This window comes from Enterococcus camelliae, assembly GCF_042685105.1.
GTDB lineage: Bacteria > Bacillota > Bacilli > Lactobacillales > Enterococcaceae > Enterococcus_G > Enterococcus_G camelliae.
In genome coordinates this window covers 1-18,313 of record NZ_JBHUMO010000030.1, presented here as the reverse complement: position 1 = coordinate 18,313, position 18,313 = coordinate 1, and the positions used below count along the sequence as shown (strand labels likewise).

Annotated in this window: 18 protein-coding genes; 6 read left to right on the top strand and 12 right to left on the bottom strand. The window is 38.2% G+C overall.

All coding sequences use genetic code 11. The annotated features are described in order from the left end of the window. Positions 1-125: 125 nt before the first annotated feature. Positions 126-1,472 carry an aspartate ammonia-lyase gene (locus ACFSR0_RS04445; protein WP_379980315.1) on the bottom strand — a complete coding sequence of 449 codons (1,347 nt, stop codon included), beginning with the start codon at positions 1,470-1,472 and terminating at the stop codon, positions 126-128. 159 nt (positions 1,473-1,631) lie between these two features. Between ACFSR0_RS04445 and ACFSR0_RS04440 the strand changes: the two genes are divergently transcribed. After that, positions 1,632-2,078 (top strand): Lrp/AsnC family transcriptional regulator, encoded by a 447-nt coding sequence (locus ACFSR0_RS04440; RefSeq protein ID WP_379980313.1) that lies wholly within the window; start codon positions 1,632-1,634, stop codon positions 2,076-2,078. 127 nt (positions 2,079-2,205) lie between these two features. On the opposite strand, the gene ACFSR0_RS04435 is transcribed toward ACFSR0_RS04440, so the two are convergent. The 6 genes from ACFSR0_RS04435 to ACFSR0_RS04410 all read right to left on the bottom strand — a co-directional run bounded on the left by ACFSR0_RS04435 (position 2,206) and on the right by ACFSR0_RS04410 (position 6,185). Then, a complete protein-coding gene (locus tag ACFSR0_RS04435) occupies positions 2,206-2,508 on the bottom strand; it encodes a DUF1292 domain-containing protein (protein WP_379980311.1) in 303 nt (100 codons plus the stop codon). Positions 2,509-2,531: 23 nt separating this feature from the next. Continuing rightward, a complete protein-coding gene (ruvX, locus tag ACFSR0_RS04430; RefSeq protein WP_379980309.1) occupies positions 2,532-2,963 on the bottom strand; it encodes a Holliday junction resolvase RuvX in 432 nt (143 codons plus the stop codon). Then, a complete protein-coding gene (locus tag ACFSR0_RS04425) occupies positions 2,963-3,229 on the bottom strand; it encodes an IreB family regulatory phosphoprotein (protein WP_379980308.1) in 267 nt (88 codons plus the stop codon). Before ACFSR0_RS04425 ends, ruvX begins: the two co-directional genes overlap by 1 nt. Before the next feature lie 209 nt (positions 3,230-3,438). Further along, positions 3,439-4,281, bottom strand: a complete 843-nt coding sequence (locus ACFSR0_RS04420; RefSeq protein ID WP_379980306.1) for a TIGR03943 family putative permease subunit — start codon at positions 4,279-4,281, stop codon at positions 3,439-3,441. A gap of 3 nt (positions 4,282-4,284) precedes the next feature. Beyond that, positions 4,285-5,316 (bottom strand): permease, encoded by a 1,032-nt coding sequence (locus ACFSR0_RS04415; protein ID WP_379980304.1) that lies wholly within the window; start codon positions 5,314-5,316, stop codon positions 4,285-4,287. 212 nt (positions 5,317-5,528) lie between these two features. Further along, the gene (locus tag ACFSR0_RS04410) at positions 5,529-6,185 is read right to left on the bottom strand and encodes a redox-sensing transcriptional repressor Rex (protein WP_379980302.1); all 657 of its coding nucleotides are present in this window, start codon (positions 6,183-6,185) and stop codon (positions 5,529-5,531) included. Between the two features lie 229 nt (positions 6,186-6,414). Between ACFSR0_RS04410 and ACFSR0_RS04405 the strand changes: the two genes are divergently transcribed. Both ACFSR0_RS04405 and ACFSR0_RS04400 read left to right on the top strand, forming a co-directional pair. Continuing rightward, positions 6,415-8,352 (top strand): ABC-F family ATP-binding cassette domain-containing protein, encoded by a 1,938-nt coding sequence (locus ACFSR0_RS04405; protein ID WP_379980300.1) that lies wholly within the window; start codon positions 6,415-6,417, stop codon positions 8,350-8,352. A gap of 69 nt (positions 8,353-8,421) precedes the next feature. Beyond that, on the top strand, positions 8,422-9,807 hold the full coding sequence (locus ACFSR0_RS04400; protein WP_379980298.1) for an MATE family efflux transporter: 1,386 nt from the start codon (positions 8,422-8,424) through the stop codon (positions 9,805-9,807). A gap of 300 nt (positions 9,808-10,107) precedes the next feature. Here ACFSR0_RS04400 and ACFSR0_RS04395 read toward each other — a convergent pair whose 3' ends face one another. From ACFSR0_RS04395 to ACFSR0_RS04380, 4 genes are read right to left on the bottom strand one after another with little or no spacing between them, the layout of a single operon-like run. Next, positions 10,108-11,181, bottom strand: a complete 1,074-nt coding sequence (locus tag ACFSR0_RS04395) for an ABC transporter substrate-binding protein (RefSeq protein WP_379980296.1) — start codon at positions 11,179-11,181, stop codon at positions 10,108-10,110. Further along, a complete protein-coding gene (locus tag ACFSR0_RS04390; RefSeq protein WP_379980294.1) occupies positions 11,178-12,011 on the bottom strand; it encodes an ABC transporter permease in 834 nt (277 codons plus the stop codon). Before ACFSR0_RS04390 ends, ACFSR0_RS04395 begins: the two co-directional genes overlap by 4 nt. Then, positions 12,008-12,817 (bottom strand): ABC transporter permease, encoded by an 810-nt coding sequence (locus ACFSR0_RS04385; protein WP_379980292.1) that lies wholly within the window; start codon positions 12,815-12,817, stop codon positions 12,008-12,010. The genes ACFSR0_RS04390 and ACFSR0_RS04385 overlap by 4 nt, the downstream gene beginning before the upstream one ends. 16 nt (positions 12,818-12,833) lie before the next feature. After that, positions 12,834-13,919, bottom strand: coding sequence for an ABC transporter ATP-binding protein (locus ACFSR0_RS04380; RefSeq protein WP_379980290.1), 1,086 nt, complete (start codon positions 13,917-13,919; stop codon positions 12,834-12,836). Between the two features lie 274 nt (positions 13,920-14,193). Here ACFSR0_RS04380 and ACFSR0_RS04375 point away from each other — a divergent pair, with 274 nt between their 5' ends. The 3 genes from ACFSR0_RS04375 to coaC are packed head-to-tail and all read left to right on the top strand — an operon-like array spanning position 14,194 to position 16,500. Then, positions 14,194-15,189, top strand: a complete 996-nt coding sequence (locus ACFSR0_RS04375) for a YhdH/YhfP family quinone oxidoreductase (protein ID WP_379980288.1) — start codon at positions 14,194-14,196, stop codon at positions 15,187-15,189. Continuing rightward, complete coding sequence (locus tag ACFSR0_RS04370) at positions 15,186-15,944, top strand: phosphopantothenate--cysteine ligase (protein ID WP_379980286.1); 759 nt, start codon at positions 15,186-15,188, stop codon at positions 15,942-15,944. The genes ACFSR0_RS04375 and ACFSR0_RS04370 overlap by 4 nt, the downstream gene beginning before the upstream one ends. A gap of 4 nt (positions 15,945-15,948) precedes the next feature. Further along, positions 15,949-16,500, top strand: coding sequence for a phosphopantothenoylcysteine decarboxylase (gene coaC, locus ACFSR0_RS04365; RefSeq protein WP_379980284.1), 552 nt, complete (start codon positions 15,949-15,951; stop codon positions 16,498-16,500). A gap of 148 nt (positions 16,501-16,648) precedes the next feature. Here the strand turns inward: coaC and ACFSR0_RS04360 are convergent, their stop codons facing one another. Next, positions 16,649-18,097, bottom strand: coding sequence for a transposase (locus ACFSR0_RS04360; RefSeq protein WP_379980282.1), 1,449 nt, complete (start codon positions 18,095-18,097; stop codon positions 16,649-16,651). Positions 18,098-18,313 lie beyond the last annotated feature (216 nt).

Genomic DNA, 18,313 nt, shown 5'->3' with positions numbered 1-18,313 from the left:
TATTTAGTGGCACGTCATGAGAGGATCTCGCTCGTTTTTCTGATCTTTTTATTGACTCAACTGCCTATGAAACGACGGAAAAAGTATTTCATGAATAATTCAGGCTCAAGATTCTTTAGGAAAAATCATCCAATTTGTTTTGATAGCGCTTCGAAAGATTCTTTCCCTAACAACTCTTCGACAGGGATATTTTTGAGTAAAGATTCCTTTACCACGTTGCTTGCTCGTTCATATCCAATAATTGGTGCCAATTTCGTAGCCAATGCTGTCCCGTGTGACACATCCTGCAGACATTTTTCGCTATTCACTTGAATGTCTGCTAAACAATGTGTATTCAGTACTCTGCATCCTTGATTTAACAACTGGATAGATTCAAATAAATTATGAAAAATAACTGGTTCAAAGGCATTTAATTCAAGCTCGCCAGATTCAGCAGCAATAGTAATTGTTGTATCATTTCCCATTACTTGAAATGCGATTTGGCTGACCACCTCTGGGATAACAGGATTCACTTTTCCTGGCATGATAGAAGATCCAGCTTGGCGAGCGGGTAAAGCAAGCTCCGCTAGTCCAGCTCTTGGTCCACTAGATAATAAACGCAAATCATGACTCATTTTTAAAAGTGAAACCGCCAAAGCTTTTAACACGCTAGAAACCATCACAAAAACGTCCAGATTCTGAGTTGCATCAATAAAATCTGCGGCAGGCTTGACAGCTATTTTGCTCCGCTTTTTCAATTCTCGATACACGATAGTTCGGTAAGGTATGCTTGCATTCACACAGGTACCAATAGCCGTCCCACCTAAATTTAATTCTGTTAATTCATTCATGATTGCGCGCAAGCGTTTTGCACATCGTTTCAGATTATTTCCATAAGCTTGGAATGATTGTCCGAAAGTTGTTGGAACAGCATCTTGTAATTGTGTCCTACCCATTTTTTGGATATTCGCAAATGCCACCGCCTTCTCATCTAAAACACCCGTCAATGCTTGAAGCGGCTCTAATAATTGATGAATTTGTAGAAAAACAGCCAACTTTCCTGCACTCGGATACACATCATTTGTCGATTGACTCTGATTAATATCATCCAGTGGGTGAAGATACTGATACTCCCCTTTTAAATGTCCTAAACGTTCCAATCCTCGATTTGCAATAAATTCATTGAGCAACATATTGGTTGACGTGCCAGCTCCTCCTTGAAAAGCATCCAATCTCAATTCTTGATCCCATTGTCCATCCAAAATTTCATCGACCACATCGACAATCGTCCGCGCTTTTAAAGCAGATAACTTGCCAGTTTGTTGATTTGCGATAGCCGCCGCCGCTTTAATTTGAGCAATTTGATAAAGTAGCACCCGATCAACTTCCTGTTTGCTTATGTCAAAATTCATTCTTGCTCGAAACGTATGAATCCCATTATAAGAATCTGCATGAATTGGTATACTCCCAATTGAATCATTTTCTATCCGCATAAAACAAATCATCCCCTTTTTTTATTACATGTGATAAACTATCACATAAAGAAATGGTCTACCAATATTTTTGACAATCTGTTTGGATAACAAAGAAAAAATGTCTCAAATCAATTTAAAAAAAAGAAAATGACTCATTTTCATGAAAAGAGGAAAGCAATGGATTCCATAGATCGAAAAATACTCAATCTACTTCAACAAAATAGTCGATTATCCATCAAAACAATCAGCGATGCACTATTTATTACACCACCAGCCATATCTCAGCGAATAAAACACCTAGAACAAATGAAGTTTATCACTGACTACCAAGCAAAAATTGATTTTGAAAAGGCCGGTCTTCCAATTAAGGCCTTCATTCATTTATCTCTTGAACCCAAACAAAAACCTGAGTTTTATGACTATATCCAAACGATTCGATATGTTCTGGAATGCAATTGTGTAACCGGCCCTTATTCAATGCTGTTAACGGTGGTCTTCCCCTCGACGAAAAAGCTGGATAGCTTTATTAACGAAATTCAGCACTTTGGTCGCACTCAGACACAAATTGTTTTTTCCACACCAGTTCCGCCACGAGGCTTCTATCTCAACGACGATGAATCCTAGATGCGTAGATATCCCAATTATTTCTAAAACAAAATACAAAATATGCAACCACCAATCCCTTTGTGCATTCAACCATATCAAAAAAGCTGAACCCTTATCTACCAAGGGTTCAGCTATTATTTATAGACTATTCTTCTTCTTCAGCCATGAAAGTATTGAAGACTTCTTCAATCATATCCCATTCTTGATCTGTCTCGATTTGTTGCAAATCGCCTTCCATTCCGTCTTCTTTTTCTACGTAGGCATAGGCTAGCAATTCTACGTCTTCCTCTTCAGGAACACCTGCTGGATAAAGTAAAACGTAATTACGACCAAATTCTTCTTGTCCATCGATCGTTAGAAGAATTTCGTATAATGTTTCATTTCCCTCATCATCTACCAATGTGATATGTTCATGTCCTTCGTGGTCATGTGTGTGTTCTTCTGTCATCTACTTTCCCTCATTTCTTAAAATTAAAACATCTTTTTTCCATTACTATCCAAAAAGTTTTGCAGAATCATGACTGCAGCCAATTTATCAATGACTTTTTTCCGCTTTGCTCTGGACGCATTTGCTTGTTCAATAAGCATCCGCTCAGCTTGTACCGTCGTTAAACGCTCATCCTGATAAGAAACAGGTAGCCCATACAATTGTTCTAATTTTTTCCCATAAGCCATCGAAGCTTCAGCTCTTGGACCAATCGTATTATTCATATTTTTGGGTAAACCGACAACAAAATGGTTCACTTCATATTGATCTACCAACTCTTTGACACGATCAAAGCCAAAAATACCTTCATCTTCATTGATTTTGATAATCTCTATTCCTTGTGCCGTCCACCCCATCGGATCACTAATCGCAATTCCCACAGTTCTTGAACCAACATCCAGCCCCATTACTCTCACTACAGGTTAACCCCATGATTCTTTAGATAATCACGAATTAGCACTTCCAGTATTTCATCTCGTTCATATCTACGAATCAAATTACGAGCATCTTGATAACGAGGAATATAGGCAGGGTCGCCAGAAAGCAAATACCCTACAATTTGATTAATTGGATTATATCCTTTTTCTTCTAATGCACGGTAAACTACTGCTAGCGTTTCGCTCACTTCTCTTTTCCGATTATCATCGAAATCAAAGCGAACAGTTTTATCTGTAAACCCCATGGTACAACACCTCTTTCAAATAAATCCTCTTCTTACTTACCCATTGTACTAAACATCGCATCAAACTACAATTATATCTCTTTTAAAATAACGGAAATGTAACAAATTTTAGCCATTGTTTGAATTTAATTGGAGACAGGCTACTCGACAATCAGACCTAGTATCTTGCATTCACCCATTCCCCTCATTTCTTTGCCAATCATAGGCTCCTAAAATGAACGATAGACATATTCATTCTTGGGTGCTGAAATACTTGTCATCTTAGCCACCTTTACCGTTGGCAAGTCGCGCTGCAGATGTTCGTAGTAATCCAATTCGATTGTCCCTTCAACTTGAAACCATTGATTATTCTTTACACTTGTATTTTCTGGCAACAACACACGTAACCCAAAGACACCAGAATCAGCTACACAATGGATAATACCGAAACGAAACAGAAAGTTCCCTTGATTTTTTGGTGCGTTAAAAATGAAGCCTTCATAATGGATTTTTCGACCCGTAAACTCACTTGGGTAATTGTAGATTAACTCCATCACCTCTAAATAATTTTCATCAGTCACAACAACTGTTCCCGTTGATCCATATTTTTTCCGCAACTTAGCCATCTGTTTTTGATAATCTTCTTTGTTGAAATAAATACTTGTATTGGGTTGCAAGTATTGCGTATTCATTTCTGGATCGCCTACTGATTCTTTACTAATCGGAAACTGAAACCCTTTTGCCTGGACAATTGTGGTGTCAAGACTGACGGTTGGGAATAAAAAACCAACAATTAGTGGCAAGCTGAGTAGACAATATGCCAAGAATTTTTGTCTACCTGTCATAAAATGATCGTGATCATGATGGTGATGTTCATGGTGTGAATGACTCACTTTTTTAGGGTCGTTTTTTACCCAGACGTATAGTTGAACTAAGGCTAAAAAAAGTGCCAAAATCATCGAAAGAGTTGCTAAATATTGGTAGTGCGTGTTAATAAATTGGTCTAGTTTTCCAGTCAGCTGCAAATACATCATCAATTGACTATAACCTAACAATAGAAAAAAACGAATCATTCTTTACACCACCCATGCATAAATCGTCACCAAACAAGCAATCAAAGTAACCAATTGAAAAATGAATTTTCCACCAAAATAACGTTTCATCATTAATAAGTTTTTGATATCAACCATTGGACCAAAAACTAAAAAGGCCACAACTGGCGCAACACCAAAAAGACTTAGCAAACTTGCGCCAATAAAAGCATCCGCTTCAGAACAAAGAGACATAATCACAGCCAAAAGAAGCATCACTCCAATTGCCAATAATTTCGTTGATCCTAATGTCAACATGACACTGGTCGGCAGATACACTTGCAAGGCTGACGCAATCAATGCGCCAATAATGAGATATCTCCCTGTGTCGAAGAATTCATCTAGACTGTGTTCTAAAAAGTCCAGTACTTTTGCTCGAAAAGGAACAACCTCTTGAAAATGAGTAGGAACAGCACAAGCTATTTCTGGCGAAGCAAAATTCTCATGAGAATACGCATCAGGTTTCATTGGAACAAGGACAGAAGCACTCACTTCATGATGATGTCCCTTATGACGCGTATGTTCCTGATTTGATTCGTCTGGCATCGGCATAGATGTATGAACGGCCTCTTTTAACGGACTTTTTTTATAGATATATGCCAACCAAAGCCCGACAACCAGAGAAACAAAGAGACTACCGCCTACACGTAAGAAAACAAAGTGCCAAGAATCGCTAAAAGCAATAAACGTAGAAAACAGCACAATCGGATTAATAATCGGTGCAGTGAGCATAAACGGAAAGGCAGTATAAATAGGCACTTCTTTTTTTAAAAATTGATGCACGATAGGTACGATTCCACACTCACAGGAAGGAAAAAAGACTCCCATGAGGGAACCCACTAAAATTGCTAAAAATTTATTTTTTGGTAAAAATTTATTAACTGCTTCAGGACTAAGAAACACATGCAATAATCCTGAAATTAAACAACCCAATAACACAAATGGCAACGCCTCAATCACAACGGACAAAAAAATCATGCTCATTTGAGACAATGAATTTGGAATACCTTGAAACATAGCACTTCTCCTTTTTAGAATCATCTAAAGGAACCATACGACCAAATAAGCAAAAAAACTACTCTTTTTGCTTATTTTTTTTAAAACTTTACTTTTTTGCAAAAAAAAAACTGAACAATCTTTCTTGCTTTGCACAAAATAAGATGTTCCTTATTCTGATGCATTCCGCAATCATAAAAAAGTTCAGGTTTTCTTTTTTAAAAGTATTCTAGTTATCCTTCGTCAGGTTCAACAAACGACGGATGGGTCGAATGAAGAAAATAAATTAATGTTTGGAGCTCGTTCGTTAAATCTACATTTTGAATCAAAACACCGTCTGGAGCGGTAATGCGTGCCGGCGTAAAATTAAGAACTCCCTTAATTCCTGCGTCCACCAATGTATTGACAACATCTTGTGATTTTTGTGCAGGTACGGTCAAAATGGCAATGTCAATTTGTTGAATCTCAATTTGTTCTTTCATATCACTCATTGGATACACTGGAATTCCATCAACGATTCTACCAACGATATCTGGATTAACATCAAATGCTGCACTCACGCGAATACTATTACTTTGATGAAATTTGTATTTAAGTAGGGCACTACCTAAATTCCCTACACCTACCAATGCAACATTCGTCATTTGATCATCATTCAATGTCTTCGCAAAGAATTGCATTAAATCCTGCACATCATACCCATATCCGCGTTTTCCTAATTCACCAAAATATGAAAAATCGCGGCGAATTGTTGCGCTATCAACCTGAACGGCCTCACTTAACTCGGTAGATGATACCTTTTTTTTCCCTGCATTATTCAATATCCGCAAGTAGCGGTAATACAAAGGCAAGCGTTTCGCCGTTGCCTTTGGAATTTGATTGTCTCTCAATTAATAACCCTCCATTTGTGAAAACTTCACTAGTACAAAAACCATCATACAAAATTCGAACGAAAAAGGCAATTTGATTGCTCACACAATCTTTTTTTTCTGAAAAAGACGACGCGACTTCTCGCTAGATTACCAAAAATATGATAGACTAATTTTGCGAGAAATCCTTATAAATAAAGGATTCTATTCCTGAAACATGAAACATATCAAATGATGAAGTGAGGATCTTATGATTTTATTACAAGCTACTCAAATTGCACGTCTTTTTGGTGCCGATGTATTGTTCCAAAATATTCAACTTGAAATTGATAGCCATGCACGCATCGGACTGGTTGGTCGAAATGGCGCAGGCAAATCGACATTACTCAAAATTTTAGCTGGTATTGAGGCCCCCGATAAAGGAACAATTGCTAAAAATAAACAAGCTACCTTAAGTTATTTAGCTCAGGATACGGGTTTAATTTCAGATCAAACGGTTTGGGATGAAATGCTTGATGCCTTTCATTCAATTCGAATGATGGAACAACGCATGCGCGAAGTTGAACTGGCCATTAGTCAAACCGCACCTAATGATGCCAATTATCCTCGTTTACTTAAAGAGTATGATCATTTGCAACACGATTTTGCAGATCAAAACGGTTATGGCTATGAAAATGAGATTCGGTCTGTGCTGCACGGCTTTCAATTTGATGCCTCCTACTATGACAAATCCATCGAAACATTGTCAGGTGGTCAAAAAACCAGATTAGCATTAGCTAAACTACTTTTACAAAAACCAGATATTTTGATTCTTGATGAACCGACCAACCACCTGGACATTCCTACACTCTCTTGGTTAGAAACTTATTTGCAAGGCTACAGTGGTGCCCTGTTGATTGTCTCTCACGATCGCTATTTTCTTGATAAAGTAGTCAATGAGGTTTACGAAATTAGTCGTCACAAAATGCGTCACTATAAAGGAAATTACAGTCGCTATTTGGAAGTAAAAGCTGAACAACTCACAAGTGAGCTCAAAGCATATGAAAAACAACAAGAACAAATCGCCAAACTAGAAGATTTTGTTGCTCGCAATTTAGTTCGTGCGTCTACGACAAAACGCGCGCAAAGTCGGCGAAAACAATTAGAAAAAATGGATCGATTGGATCGACCACAAGGCGATGAAAAGTCTGCTCACTTTCTTTTCGAGATAGCAAAGCCATCAGGTAATATCGTATTGCAAGTTGAAGATGGTGCGATTGGGTATGACAAGCAGCATATTTTAGCAGAACCTATTCAATTGGATATTCGAAAAACGGACTCTGTCGCACTCGTTGGACCAAATGGCATAGGAAAATCAACTCTTTTAAAGTCAATTATTCATAAATTACCTTTTATCAGAGGAGAAGTGCATTTAGGAACAAATGTCACAATCGGTTACTACGACCAAGGTCAAGCAGACCTTCATTCAAATAAAACGATTTTACAAGAGCTATGGGATGAGCACCCAACAACGCCAGAAGTCGAAATTCGCAATGTTTTGGGCGGATTTTTATTTTCAGGTCAAGATGTCGAAAAAACGATCCCTCTACTGAGTGGTGGAGAAAAAGCACGCGTTGCCCTAGCAAAATTAGCGATGAATCAAGAAAATTTTCTGATACTAGATGAACCTACGAACCATTTGGATATTGATAATAAAGAAGTGTTAGAGAATGCCTTGATTGATTATGAAGGGACCCTTTTCTTCGTGTCACATGATCGCTACTTTATCAATCGTGTAGCGACGAAAGTCATCGAACTTTCTGAAAATGGGACAAAAGTCTACTTAGGTGATTACGACTATTATATAGAGAAGAAACAAGAAGAACGTGAACTGGCTGCTCTTTTGCAACTTGAGGAAGAAGAGGAAAAAGTTGCCTCAATCGGAAAACAGTCATTCCAACAATCAAAAGAACAACAAAAACAAGTTCGTCAAGTTCGTCGTAGAGTCGAACAATTAGAAATGCAATTAGCAGAAATTGAAGAAAAAATAACGAATTATCAAGTGGAAATGGCCAATCCAACTATACTGGATGATCACGTTAAATTACAAGAACTGAATGATTTGCTAGAAAACGCACAGGAGGAACAATTACTCCTTCTCGATCAATGGGAACAAGAAAGTATTATCTTAGAAAATTTAGAAAAGTAAGTAGCAATAGACTTGGTTATTGAAGATATGTTCAATAATCTGGTCTATTCTCTTAGAAATGGAGAACTAATGAACCGTTTTATTGGGGATAAACAATTTTATCAAACTGTTTTTACCATTGCCATTCCCGTGATGATTCAAAATGCAATCACCAATTTTGTTGGTCTATTAGATAACTTAATGGTTGGTCAACTAGGGACTGCTCAAATGTCTGGCGTGGCCATTATCAATCAACTCATCTTTGTTTTTAACCTAAGCATCTTTGGCATTGTCTCAGCTGGAAGCATTTTTGGCACACAATTTTTTGGCAAACGCGATTTTCACGGTATGCGAGATGCTTTCCGTTTTAAGTTGATTGGGAATGCCTTGATCTGTATGATTGCCATGGGCAGTTTGTATTTTTTTCGTGACTTTTTTATTTCATTGTACCTACATGGCAATGCTCGCTCACTTGAACTAAGCACCGCCTTAAAATCGGCCGAAGAATTCTTGTTGGTTCTTTTGTTCAGTCTTCCTTTTTTTGCTCTCTCTCAAGCGTATGCTAGCTCGCTACGTGAAATGGGAAAAACGGTTGTTCCTATGTTTGCCAGTAGCATTGCTGTCATTACCAACACCTTGCTAAATTTTTTGCTTATTTTTGGCTTAATTGGGTTCCCACGTTTAGGTGTTCTGGGAGCCGGTATTGCAACGTTACTTGCACGAATCGTTGAATGCTTCATTATTGTTTATTGGGTTCATAAAAATGCAACCGACAACCCCTTCATTATTCAGGCCTATCGTCATTTTAGGCTACCTAAACAATTAGTTAAAACAATTCTCAAAAAAGGCTCTCCGCTTATGGCCAATGAAATCCTTTGGGCAATCGGCCAAACCTTGATTATGCAAGCCTACTCTGTTCGTGGACTTGCGGTCATCGCCTCTTTAAATATTGCGTCAACAATCTCCAATCTTTTCAATATTGTATACGTTGCTTTGGGTAGCGCTGTAGCTGTCATGATAGGCCAATTATTAGGGGCTAATCAACCCGTTCGTGCCAAAGATACCGCACGTAAATTATTGTTCTTTTCCGTCATTAGTTGTCTACTTATCGGTACAATCATGTTTCTAATTGCACCTTTTTTCCCAGAAATCTATCACACAGATCAGGCAGTCAAACGTTTGGCAAGTCAATTTATTGCGATTGCTGCTCTCTGTATGCCAATGTATGCCTTCAATCACGCGAGCTATTTCGTTCTTCGATCTGGTGGTCAAACATTTCTAACGTTCTTATTTGATAGTGTCTTTACCTGTTTCATTGTTCTGCCATTAGCTTTTCTTTTGAGCACTCATACCTCGATGTCAATCGTGTTAGTTTATCTGCTGTGTCAACTCATTGAATTGCTTAAAAGCGCCATCGGTTTCAGACTAGTCAAATCAGGAATGTGGATCCAGACGATTGTCCAGAAAGAATACTAAGACGGTGCAGTAGCCCATCGCTATTATAATTTTTTAACATCAAGAAAAAAACCAACTAAACGACACAGTCACAAACAGGCCTGCATCCGTTTAGTTGGTTTTCTTTTCTAGTTTTTCTTTTCTAGTTTTTCTTTCAAATTTTTCTGATCTTCAATATGGAAAGATCGTGTGTCAATGAAGAACTAAAAGACAAAAGCGGCTTTTCAGCCGCTTACGCTAGATAATTAGAAATGATAAGCAAAATTGGGAATCTTTTTTACCAAAAAACTGAGTTTCTCACATTTTTACTATATTTTCCTCTTATCTCCGATACATCTTCAATTCTAAAAACAAATCATTATAAATACCCAGATATTTTGATCCTAAGTCACGATAGACTTCCATTTTAGACATCATCTTTTTAGTAGGATAAAATTGTTTGTCCTCGACAACTTCTTTTGGCATTAATTTCATCGCAGCTTGGTTAGGCGTTGAATAGCCAATATACTCTGCATTTTGTGCAGCATTTTTTGGCTCTAACATAAAGTTGATAAAGGCATATGCCCCTTTTTGGTTCTTGGAAGTTTTGGGAATCACAATATTGTCTGACCAAAGATTGGTTCCTTCTTTTGGAATCACATAATGAAGATGGCTATTTTCATACATCATATCCGCTGCTTCCCCTGAAAACGTAACTGCTACAGCGCTCTCCTCATTTTCCATATACATTTTGATTTCATCCGCTACGATTGCCTTCACGTTTGGTGTCAACTTTCGTAATTTTGCTACAGCTTCATCTAATTGATTCATATCCTTACTGTTTACGGAATAACCCAGACTATTTAGTCCTAAACCAATAATTTCGCGTGCACCATCTATTAACATAATGTTGTCTTTTAATTCAGGACGCCATAAATCATCCCAAGAGGTCATATCTTTTTCATCAACAAATTTATCATTGTATACAATACCTAAAGTTCCCCAGAAATACGGCACAGAGTACTTGTTTCCAGGATCAAAATCTAAGTTTAAAAAGGAATCCCCAATATTTGATAAACCAGTTATTTTTGTATGATCGAGTGGCAAAAGTAGTTTGGCTTTGATCATTTTTTGAATCATATATTCACTTGGAATAGCTATATCATAAGCCGTTCCACCCTGTTGAATTTTAGTATACATGGCTTCATTTGAATCAAATGTTTCATAATTAACTTTATAACCTGATTCTTTTTCAAACTTTTTAATCAATGCCGGATCGATGTAATCACCCCAGTTATAGATGTTTACCACCTTTGCACCAGCCATCCCTGTCGATTTCTCCAACTGATGAGAACCAAAAACCAGCACGATGATAACCAAGACAATTCCAATGAACAACGAGGTAATTTTCTTCATCGTAACACCGCCCCCTCTACATCACTTTTCCGAAAGCGTTTTGGCGTATCATCTTTGCTTATAAAGTAATAGCCAACTACGAGAATCATGGAAAATAAAAAGACGAGTGTGCTCAATGCATTAATTTCCAAACTAATTCCTTGCCGTGCCCGTGAGTAGATTTCCACAGATAGCGTTGAAAAACCATTGCCTGTAACAAAGAAAGTCACGGCAAAATCATCTAAAGAATAGGTGAATGCCATAAAATACCCGGCAATGATTCCCGGAGATAAGAATGGCAGCACAATATTTTTAATCACCTGAAAGGTATTTGCCCCTAAATCTCGTGCCGCATCAATCATAGAGTCATTCATTTCTTGCAATTTCGGCATCACCATTAATACAACAATCGGGATACTGAAGGCAATATGGGAAAGTAAGACGCTAAAAAAACCTAAGCTAAATCCACGAATGACAGAACCCACCATTGTGAAGAAAATTAGAAAGCTCGCACCAATAATAACATCAGGTGAAACCAATAAAATATTGTTCAACCCCAACAACAAAGCACGATTTTTACGTTTGGGTGTATAGTAAATGGCCATTGCGCCAAATGTACCAATCAAGGTTGCCAACAATGACGAAAGAAACGCCAGCATAAACGTATTTAATACAATAATCAACAATCGTGTATCCTCGAAAACCGACTGATAGTTTTCCCAAGTAAAGCCAGTAAAGCGATTCATGGTACCACCTTTATTAAATGAATAAAATATGAGATAGAAAATTGGCGCATACAATAGTGCGAACACAATCACTAAATAAACATGAGACCATTTTATTTTTTTCATTTTCTGGTCCCCCCTTTGCGCGTTTCACCAGTGAAGAACATGACAATGAACATTGCGATAATCAGCACAACTCCAATCGTTGAACCCATTCCCCAATTTTGAGTAACTAAGAAATGTTGCTCAATGGCTGTCCCTAAAGTAATAACACGATTTCCACCAATCAGACGTGTCAACATGAATAAAGACAACGATGGGATAAAGACTGCCTGTATGCCACTTTTCACGCCATTCAATGAAAGTGGAAACACAACTCTTCGAAACGTTTCAAATGAATTAGCCCCCAAGTCACGACTGGCACTAATTAATGAAGGATTCAATTCTTCCAAAGCATTAAAAATAGGCATAATCATGAATGGCAACTCGATATAAGTCGCCACTACTAAGAAACTAAAATCAGTAAACAAAATTTGATGTGGGCCAATCCCGAAAAGACTGAGGAAATTATTCACACTCCCATGAATCCCAAAAATACCAATAAAGGCATACGCTTTCAGCAAAAGGTTCACCCATGTCGGCAAAATAATGAGCAATAGCCATAAATTTTTATGTTTTAGTTTTGTTAAAAAATAAGCAGTTGGGTAACTAATGGCTAACGTCATTGCTGTAATTAGAAAGGCGTACCATACAGAGTTAAAGGTCATCGTTAAATATTTTCCTGAAGCAAAATAGGTAACATAATTCGTTAATGAAAACTGGCCATTCATATTAAAAAAAGATTGATAAACAATTAAAACAACTGGTGCAATGACAAATAGCACCAACCAAAATAGATAAGGTACGGCATAGACTCGACGAACTTTTGACATTTCTTTCCCTCCGTCCCTACTCTTCGTAACTTTCTAAACGTGCATCAAAATCTTCTTCTGACTCATTAAAACGCATGACATGGATATCTTCTGGTTCAAAAGCTAAGCCAATCTGACTTCCTTCAACAGCTTTACGTGTAGAGTGAACCATCCATTCATTTTCTTGCTCATCATAACAAATGATTTCATAATGAACGCCACGGAAGAGCTGGGTATCTACTCGTACAACTAGTTTTCCTTTATCCACCGTTGTTAAACTTAAGTCTTCTGGTCGGATGACCACTTCAACTGACTCGTTCGGTTTCATCCCTCCATCAACACAGTCAAATGTTTTCCCTACAAACTGCACCACATTATCTTCAATCATCGTGCCGTTGACAATGTTGGACTCCCCAACAAAACTAGCGACAAAATGGTTGATTGGCTCATCATAGATGTCGACAGGTGTCCCACTTTGAACAATTTTCCCTTTATTCATGACAAAAATTTCATCACTCATCGCAAGCGCTTCTTCTTGGTCATGTGTTACAAAAATGAAAGTGATACCTAACCGCTGTTGTAATTCACGTAATTCATACTGCATATCGGTTCTTAACTTTAAGTCCAGTGCAGACAATGGTTCATCCAGTAAAAGAACTTTGGGTTCATTAATAATAGCCCGTGCAATAGCAACCCGTTGCCGTTGTCCACCAGACATTTCACTAATCTCACGATTCGCGTAGCCATCTAGCTGAACCAAATGCAATGCTTCTGTTACTTTTTGTTCGATTTCCTTTTTTGGAACTTTTTTGATTTTGAGTCCAAACGCCACATTATCAAAAACGTTCATATGTGGAAACAAAGCATAATCTTGAAAAACCGTATTCACTTGGCGTTGATTCGCAGGCACATCATTGATCCGTTTTCCTTCAAAAAAAACATCTCCTTCTGTTGCCTCAGAAAACCCGGCGATAATACGCAAAATCGTCGTTTTGCCACAACCTGATGGACCAAGAAGCGTATAAAATCTTCCTTCTTCTATTTCAAAGCTAACATTCTTTAAAACATCCTCGTCGTCATAGCGTTTGACCACATCGTTAAACGAAATGATTGGTTTTCCCATTATTTTCCTCCTTGTATACAGTGTATTATATGTCATTGCTTCAAAACGTAATTGAAGTAATACCCACATCGGTCTTTCTCGCTTTATTGTTTATGGCACAACATACTGTATAAGAATAGGGTTTTTTTAAAAAAAAAACAAGCATATAATTGTAAGAAATACACATTCCAAAGAAAATTATGAGGAAAATAAACCAACCGCTCAAATAAAATATGTTATGATGTTCGTGATATCTCTGAATTGCTCAAGTAAATTTATAAGGAGGATTTTTCAGATGACAATTTACCAAGCATTAGAAGTAAAGCAACTTGAGGATTACGTAACTGCAACAGTGGCTGATTTTCAACTACCCGAACCTCGCGAAGATGAAGTAGTCGTAAAAATTGCTTACTCATCCATCAATTATAAAGATGCACTTGCCACAAAGATAAATGGTGGGGTGATTCGCCAATACCCAATGGTACCGGGTATTGACCTTGCCGGAGAAATTATTGCATCCAAAGATCCCCATTGGCCAATCGGTGAAAATGTTATTGTAACCGGATTTAATTTGGGTGTATCTCATCCCGGGGGTTACAGTCAAGTACAAATTGTTCCTACAGCTTGGCTTGTTCGACAACCGAAATCACTCTCACTAAGAAATAGCATGTGCTTTGGAACGGCTGGTTTCACGGCTGCGTTGGCGGTTAGGGCGATTACAAGTACAATCGTTGAGAAAGATGCAATGATTGTCGTTACTGGAGCAACGGGTGGTGTTGGAAGTATCGCCATCGGTCTTCTTTCTTCTTTGGGGTACCAAAATATTGTGGCTCTCACACGGAAGAAAGATACCGCTCAATGGCTCACTACTTGTGGTGCAAAAACGATTTGTTCGCCAGAAGAAATCGTACCTGAAAAACGACGTCCTTTGGCGAAGCAAACGATTCATGCAATTATTGACACTGTCGGTGGTCAGCTTCTCAGTGATTTATTGCCATCCCTTTCCTATGAAGGTAAAGTTGCCTTATGTGGAAATGCTGGAGGAATCAAAGTTGAAACAACGGTTTTGCCGTTTATCTTGCGTGCGATTCAATTGATTGGCATTGATTCTGTAGCTGTTCCCATTGAGAAAAGACCTGCAATCTGGTCATTTTTAGCAGAGCACCAACAACTACTCGCAACAATTCCTCTAACAGAAGTTGGACTAACAGCTATCAAAGAACAGGCCGATTTATTCTTAGCAGGGACCCACGTTGGGAGAACCATCGTACGCATAGAGGTGGAAAAATGAGAGTCTTAATCACATTAGGTGGTACCAGTGAAAAAATAGATGACGTTCGCTCCATTACCAATCACGCAACTGGTCAACTAGGAACGATGATAGCGGAAGCCTTTCAAAAAAGTGGCGCCGAAGTAGATGTCATCGCTTCCTCTTCTGCACATAAACCAAAAGAATCCAATCACCTACATGTTACAGTCATCCAGGACACGCACTCCTTAAACCTAGCGTTGACGAACTTGTTGGCTGTCCATACCTATGATGCGGTTATCCACAGTATGGCCGTCAGTGATTTTACAACCCAAACGGTTTATTCAGAAGAGCAATTTCTTAATCAATTTAATCAGTGGCACCAGGCTCATCCAACGCAGGAATTGGACAAAGAAACATTTGCCTCGATGCTAGGCGATCAGTTGCCAAAGAAAGAGTCCAAGCTCTCTTCTAAGACCGATCACTTGATTTTGGTTTTACAAAAAACACCCAAAGTCATTCAAATAATTAAAACAATGCAACCCCAGACTTGCCTTGTTGGTTTTAAGTTATTGGTCAATGTATCAAAAGAGGAACTCTTTCAAGTAGCTGAAGCCAGTCGCAAAAAAAGCCATGCGGATTATGTTTTAGCAAATGACTTGACTTCGATTGAAAACAATCAGCATACAGGCTACCTACTTGATGCAACTGGCATTATCGCACAAGCAGAGACAAAACAAGGCATCGCCCAATTAATTGTCAACCAGATGCAAAATCATGCAAATCAAGGAGCATAAAATGATGAGAAAGACACGTATCTTACTAGGAATCAGCGGCAGTATTTCTGCATACAAAGCAGCTGATCTAACCAACGAATTAACAAAACTAGGTTATGAAGTAGATGTGCTAATGACCCAACATAGTCAGGCATTCATTACACCATTAACCTTGCAATCTTTATCAAAACGTAGCGTCCATGTTGATGTCATGAGTGAGCACAATCCACAAAGCATCAATCATATCGAACTGGCAAAACAAGCTGATCTTTTTTTGGTCGCTCCTGCTACAGCCAACATTATCGCTAAATTAGCCAACGGGATTGCCGATGATTTGCTAACAACCGTTGCTTTGGCTTTGGATCAGACAATACCAAAAATGATTGCTCCTGCAATGAATACCAAAATGTATCTGCATCCTCTCACTCAAAAAAACATACAACAACTAAAAGATATTGGCTACCAAGAATTGGAACCTCGCCAAGCTTTATTAGCTTGCGGTGATTTTGGTCCAGGCGCGTTAGCCACAATTGAAACAATCTTGTCTCATGTTGAAGCGATTGTTTCAACTCACTAAAGAGTGAGTTCAGAAACGATTGAACACTAAGGTTGCGATGTTGATGTTTTCCTAAAGAATCCAATAAAAAGCTTGTTTTTTCTATCCACCTGCAAATTTTGGGTGCACTAAATAAACGTTTTTTGATCCATTTTTTAAAAATAACGCACTATTTATTCAATACCTCGTATTGAGCTTTTAAGTGGATATCAATACAAGCAAAAATGCATTGGATAAAATTACGGCGTTTTGATCGAATCATCGAGTTCTCAATCCCGTGGTCAATTAGCAATTGTTTATTGGTTCTTTCAACAGACGAGCGTTCTTTGTAAAGTCGATACCATTTTTTGGAGTTTCTTGGAATCTTTGTATAAAAACGAAGGTCCTCTTCAGTATGGATAGATATTGTATAGACACGGCCGTATGGTTTCTCTGAACAATATTTAGCTAATGGGCAAGCACAATCTCCTGTCTTATCAGGACAACGGTACTTCACTCTCGTTGTGTATCCCCTTTTCCAGCTTCCGTAATAGGTCATGGGGATTTCACCTGGACATATCGGCTGTCCTGATTGATCAAAACAAATGTCTCCAACCTTTGGTTTTCTGCCACGGCGGCCATTTAAATCAATGACAGCTGATATATTCCAGTGGTTTAAAAGAGTGTAGATAGGATCTGCATCCATTGCTGAGTCTCCAAGAAAATGCTTAATCCTAAGGTCAGGATAGATTTCTTGGAATTCTTGCAAGGCAATCATTGATGATATTGAGTCATGCCTCCTCGCTTCAAAGAGGCGGACGTAAAGAGGAAGATCTTTATGGTGTTTTTTGGAGAATGTATTCAGAATAAATGCCGTGTAACCGTAAAACCAACGATTTTTGTGACTATCCCAACCTGGGGTAGCCAGAGGGTCGGAATATCTACGCTCGCATTTACAGCTCCATATACCTTTTGATTTACAGTCGCATATTTTTCGTCCGTAGGACGATGCCCCTGTTTCTAGGCATGTTCCATCACCAGACAGCGTGATGTTGGTGTCGATGAGACCAAGTTTTATCGACGGTTTTACAACGACTTCTGCAAAAATTATCTGCATAAGCCTTTCAGGAGAATTAGACAGGTCAATCCGTCCTTCCATGATTGCCTTAGCAATCCTAGTGGTACGTTTAACACCTTTCTTTTCAGGAAGCTTTTCGCCCTGCTTAAGTTTCTTTGTTTTTTTACCATAGGGGGCACGAATCACAAGCTTTTCTTTTGTCGGAACGAGACGTTCATCAAAATTATAAAGTGTTCCGACACTTGGAATTTCATCAATTGATTCAAAACCACATAGTGCTCGTACCATTGAGGAACAATGCAAAATTTTGCGAAACTCCTTGTGGTTTAACTTGTGGCGACTTTCGAAAAGATGCGAACGAAATATCTTTATAGGATCTATACCTGGTCTTCCTGTTTTCGAGTATCTCGTTAACAGGAGTGGGACTGCTGGGTCTAAATCCATCATTTTAAATAACTGAATATCCGATTGAAATTCGTCTAAAATTTCAAGTGGAATTTTCGCTATCGCGAAATTTAAGTTATTTAAATAACATTCCGTGGTTTGGCAGCTAGTAAGCATAGTTGCCACCACCTTTCATTAAGATACAGGAGAATACCTGTTCTTAGCGATTATGGGGGCCCATTTTATTTGTCAAGTAATATCCCCTAAAAAAATAAAGAAAAGAAAAAACGGTAAGTTGTAAAATGAAATGCATAAAGAAATAAACAAAAAAATCATGTAGATACGTTATACTTAAAAGCGTCAAAACCATAAGTATGAAAGAGGTATCTACAT

Excerpts from the sequence above, each read along its gene's own strand:
- ACFSR0_RS04390 (WP_379980294.1), bottom strand. The coding sequence starts at position 12,011 with ATGAAAAAAATAAAATGGTCTCATGTTTATTTAGTGATTGTGTTCGCA.
- ACFSR0_RS04380 (WP_379980290.1), bottom strand. The coding sequence starts at position 13,919 with ATGGGAAAACCAATCATTTCGTTTAACGATGTGGTCAAACGCTATGAC.
- ACFSR0_RS04440 (WP_379980313.1), top strand. The coding sequence starts at position 1,632 with ATGGATTCCATAGATCGAAAAATACTCAATCTACTTCAACAAAATAGT.
- ACFSR0_RS04405 (WP_379980300.1), top strand. The coding sequence starts at position 6,415 with ATGATTTTATTACAAGCTACTCAAATTGCACGTCTTTTTGGTGCCGAT.
- ACFSR0_RS04385 (WP_379980292.1), bottom strand. The coding sequence starts at position 12,817 with ATGTCAAAAGTTCGTCGAGTCTATGCCGTACCTTATCTATTTTGGTTG.
- ACFSR0_RS04395 (WP_379980296.1), bottom strand. The coding sequence starts at position 11,181 with ATGAAGAAAATTACCTCGTTGTTCATTGGAATTGTCTTGGTTATCATC.
- ACFSR0_RS04435 (WP_379980311.1), bottom strand. The coding sequence starts at position 2,508 with ATGACAGAAGAACACACACATGACCACGAAGGACATGAACATATCACA.
- ACFSR0_RS04420 (WP_379980306.1), bottom strand. The coding sequence starts at position 4,281 with ATGATTCGTTTTTTTCTATTGTTAGGTTATAGTCAATTGATGATGTAT.
- ACFSR0_RS04425 (WP_379980308.1), bottom strand. The coding sequence starts at position 3,229 with ATGGGGTTTACAGATAAAACTGTTCGCTTTGATTTCGATGATAATCGG.
- ACFSR0_RS04370 (WP_379980286.1), top strand. The coding sequence starts at position 15,186 with ATGAGAGTCTTAATCACATTAGGTGGTACCAGTGAAAAAATAGATGAC.
- ACFSR0_RS04415 (WP_379980304.1), bottom strand. The coding sequence starts at position 5,316 with ATGTTTCAAGGTATTCCAAATTCATTGTCTCAAATGAGCATGATTTTT.
- coaC (WP_379980284.1), top strand. The coding sequence starts at position 15,949 with ATGAGAAAGACACGTATCTTACTAGGAATCAGCGGCAGTATTTCTGCA.
- ACFSR0_RS04360 (WP_379980282.1), bottom strand. The coding sequence starts at position 18,097 with ATGCTTACTAGCTGCCAAACCACGGAATGTTATTTAAATAACTTAAAT.
- ACFSR0_RS04445 (WP_379980315.1), bottom strand. The coding sequence starts at position 1,472 with ATGCGGATAGAAAATGATTCAATTGGGAGTATACCAATTCATGCAGAT.
- ACFSR0_RS04400 (WP_379980298.1), top strand. The coding sequence starts at position 8,422 with ATGAACCGTTTTATTGGGGATAAACAATTTTATCAAACTGTTTTTACC.
- ACFSR0_RS04375 (WP_379980288.1), top strand. The coding sequence starts at position 14,194 with ATGACAATTTACCAAGCATTAGAAGTAAAGCAACTTGAGGATTACGTA.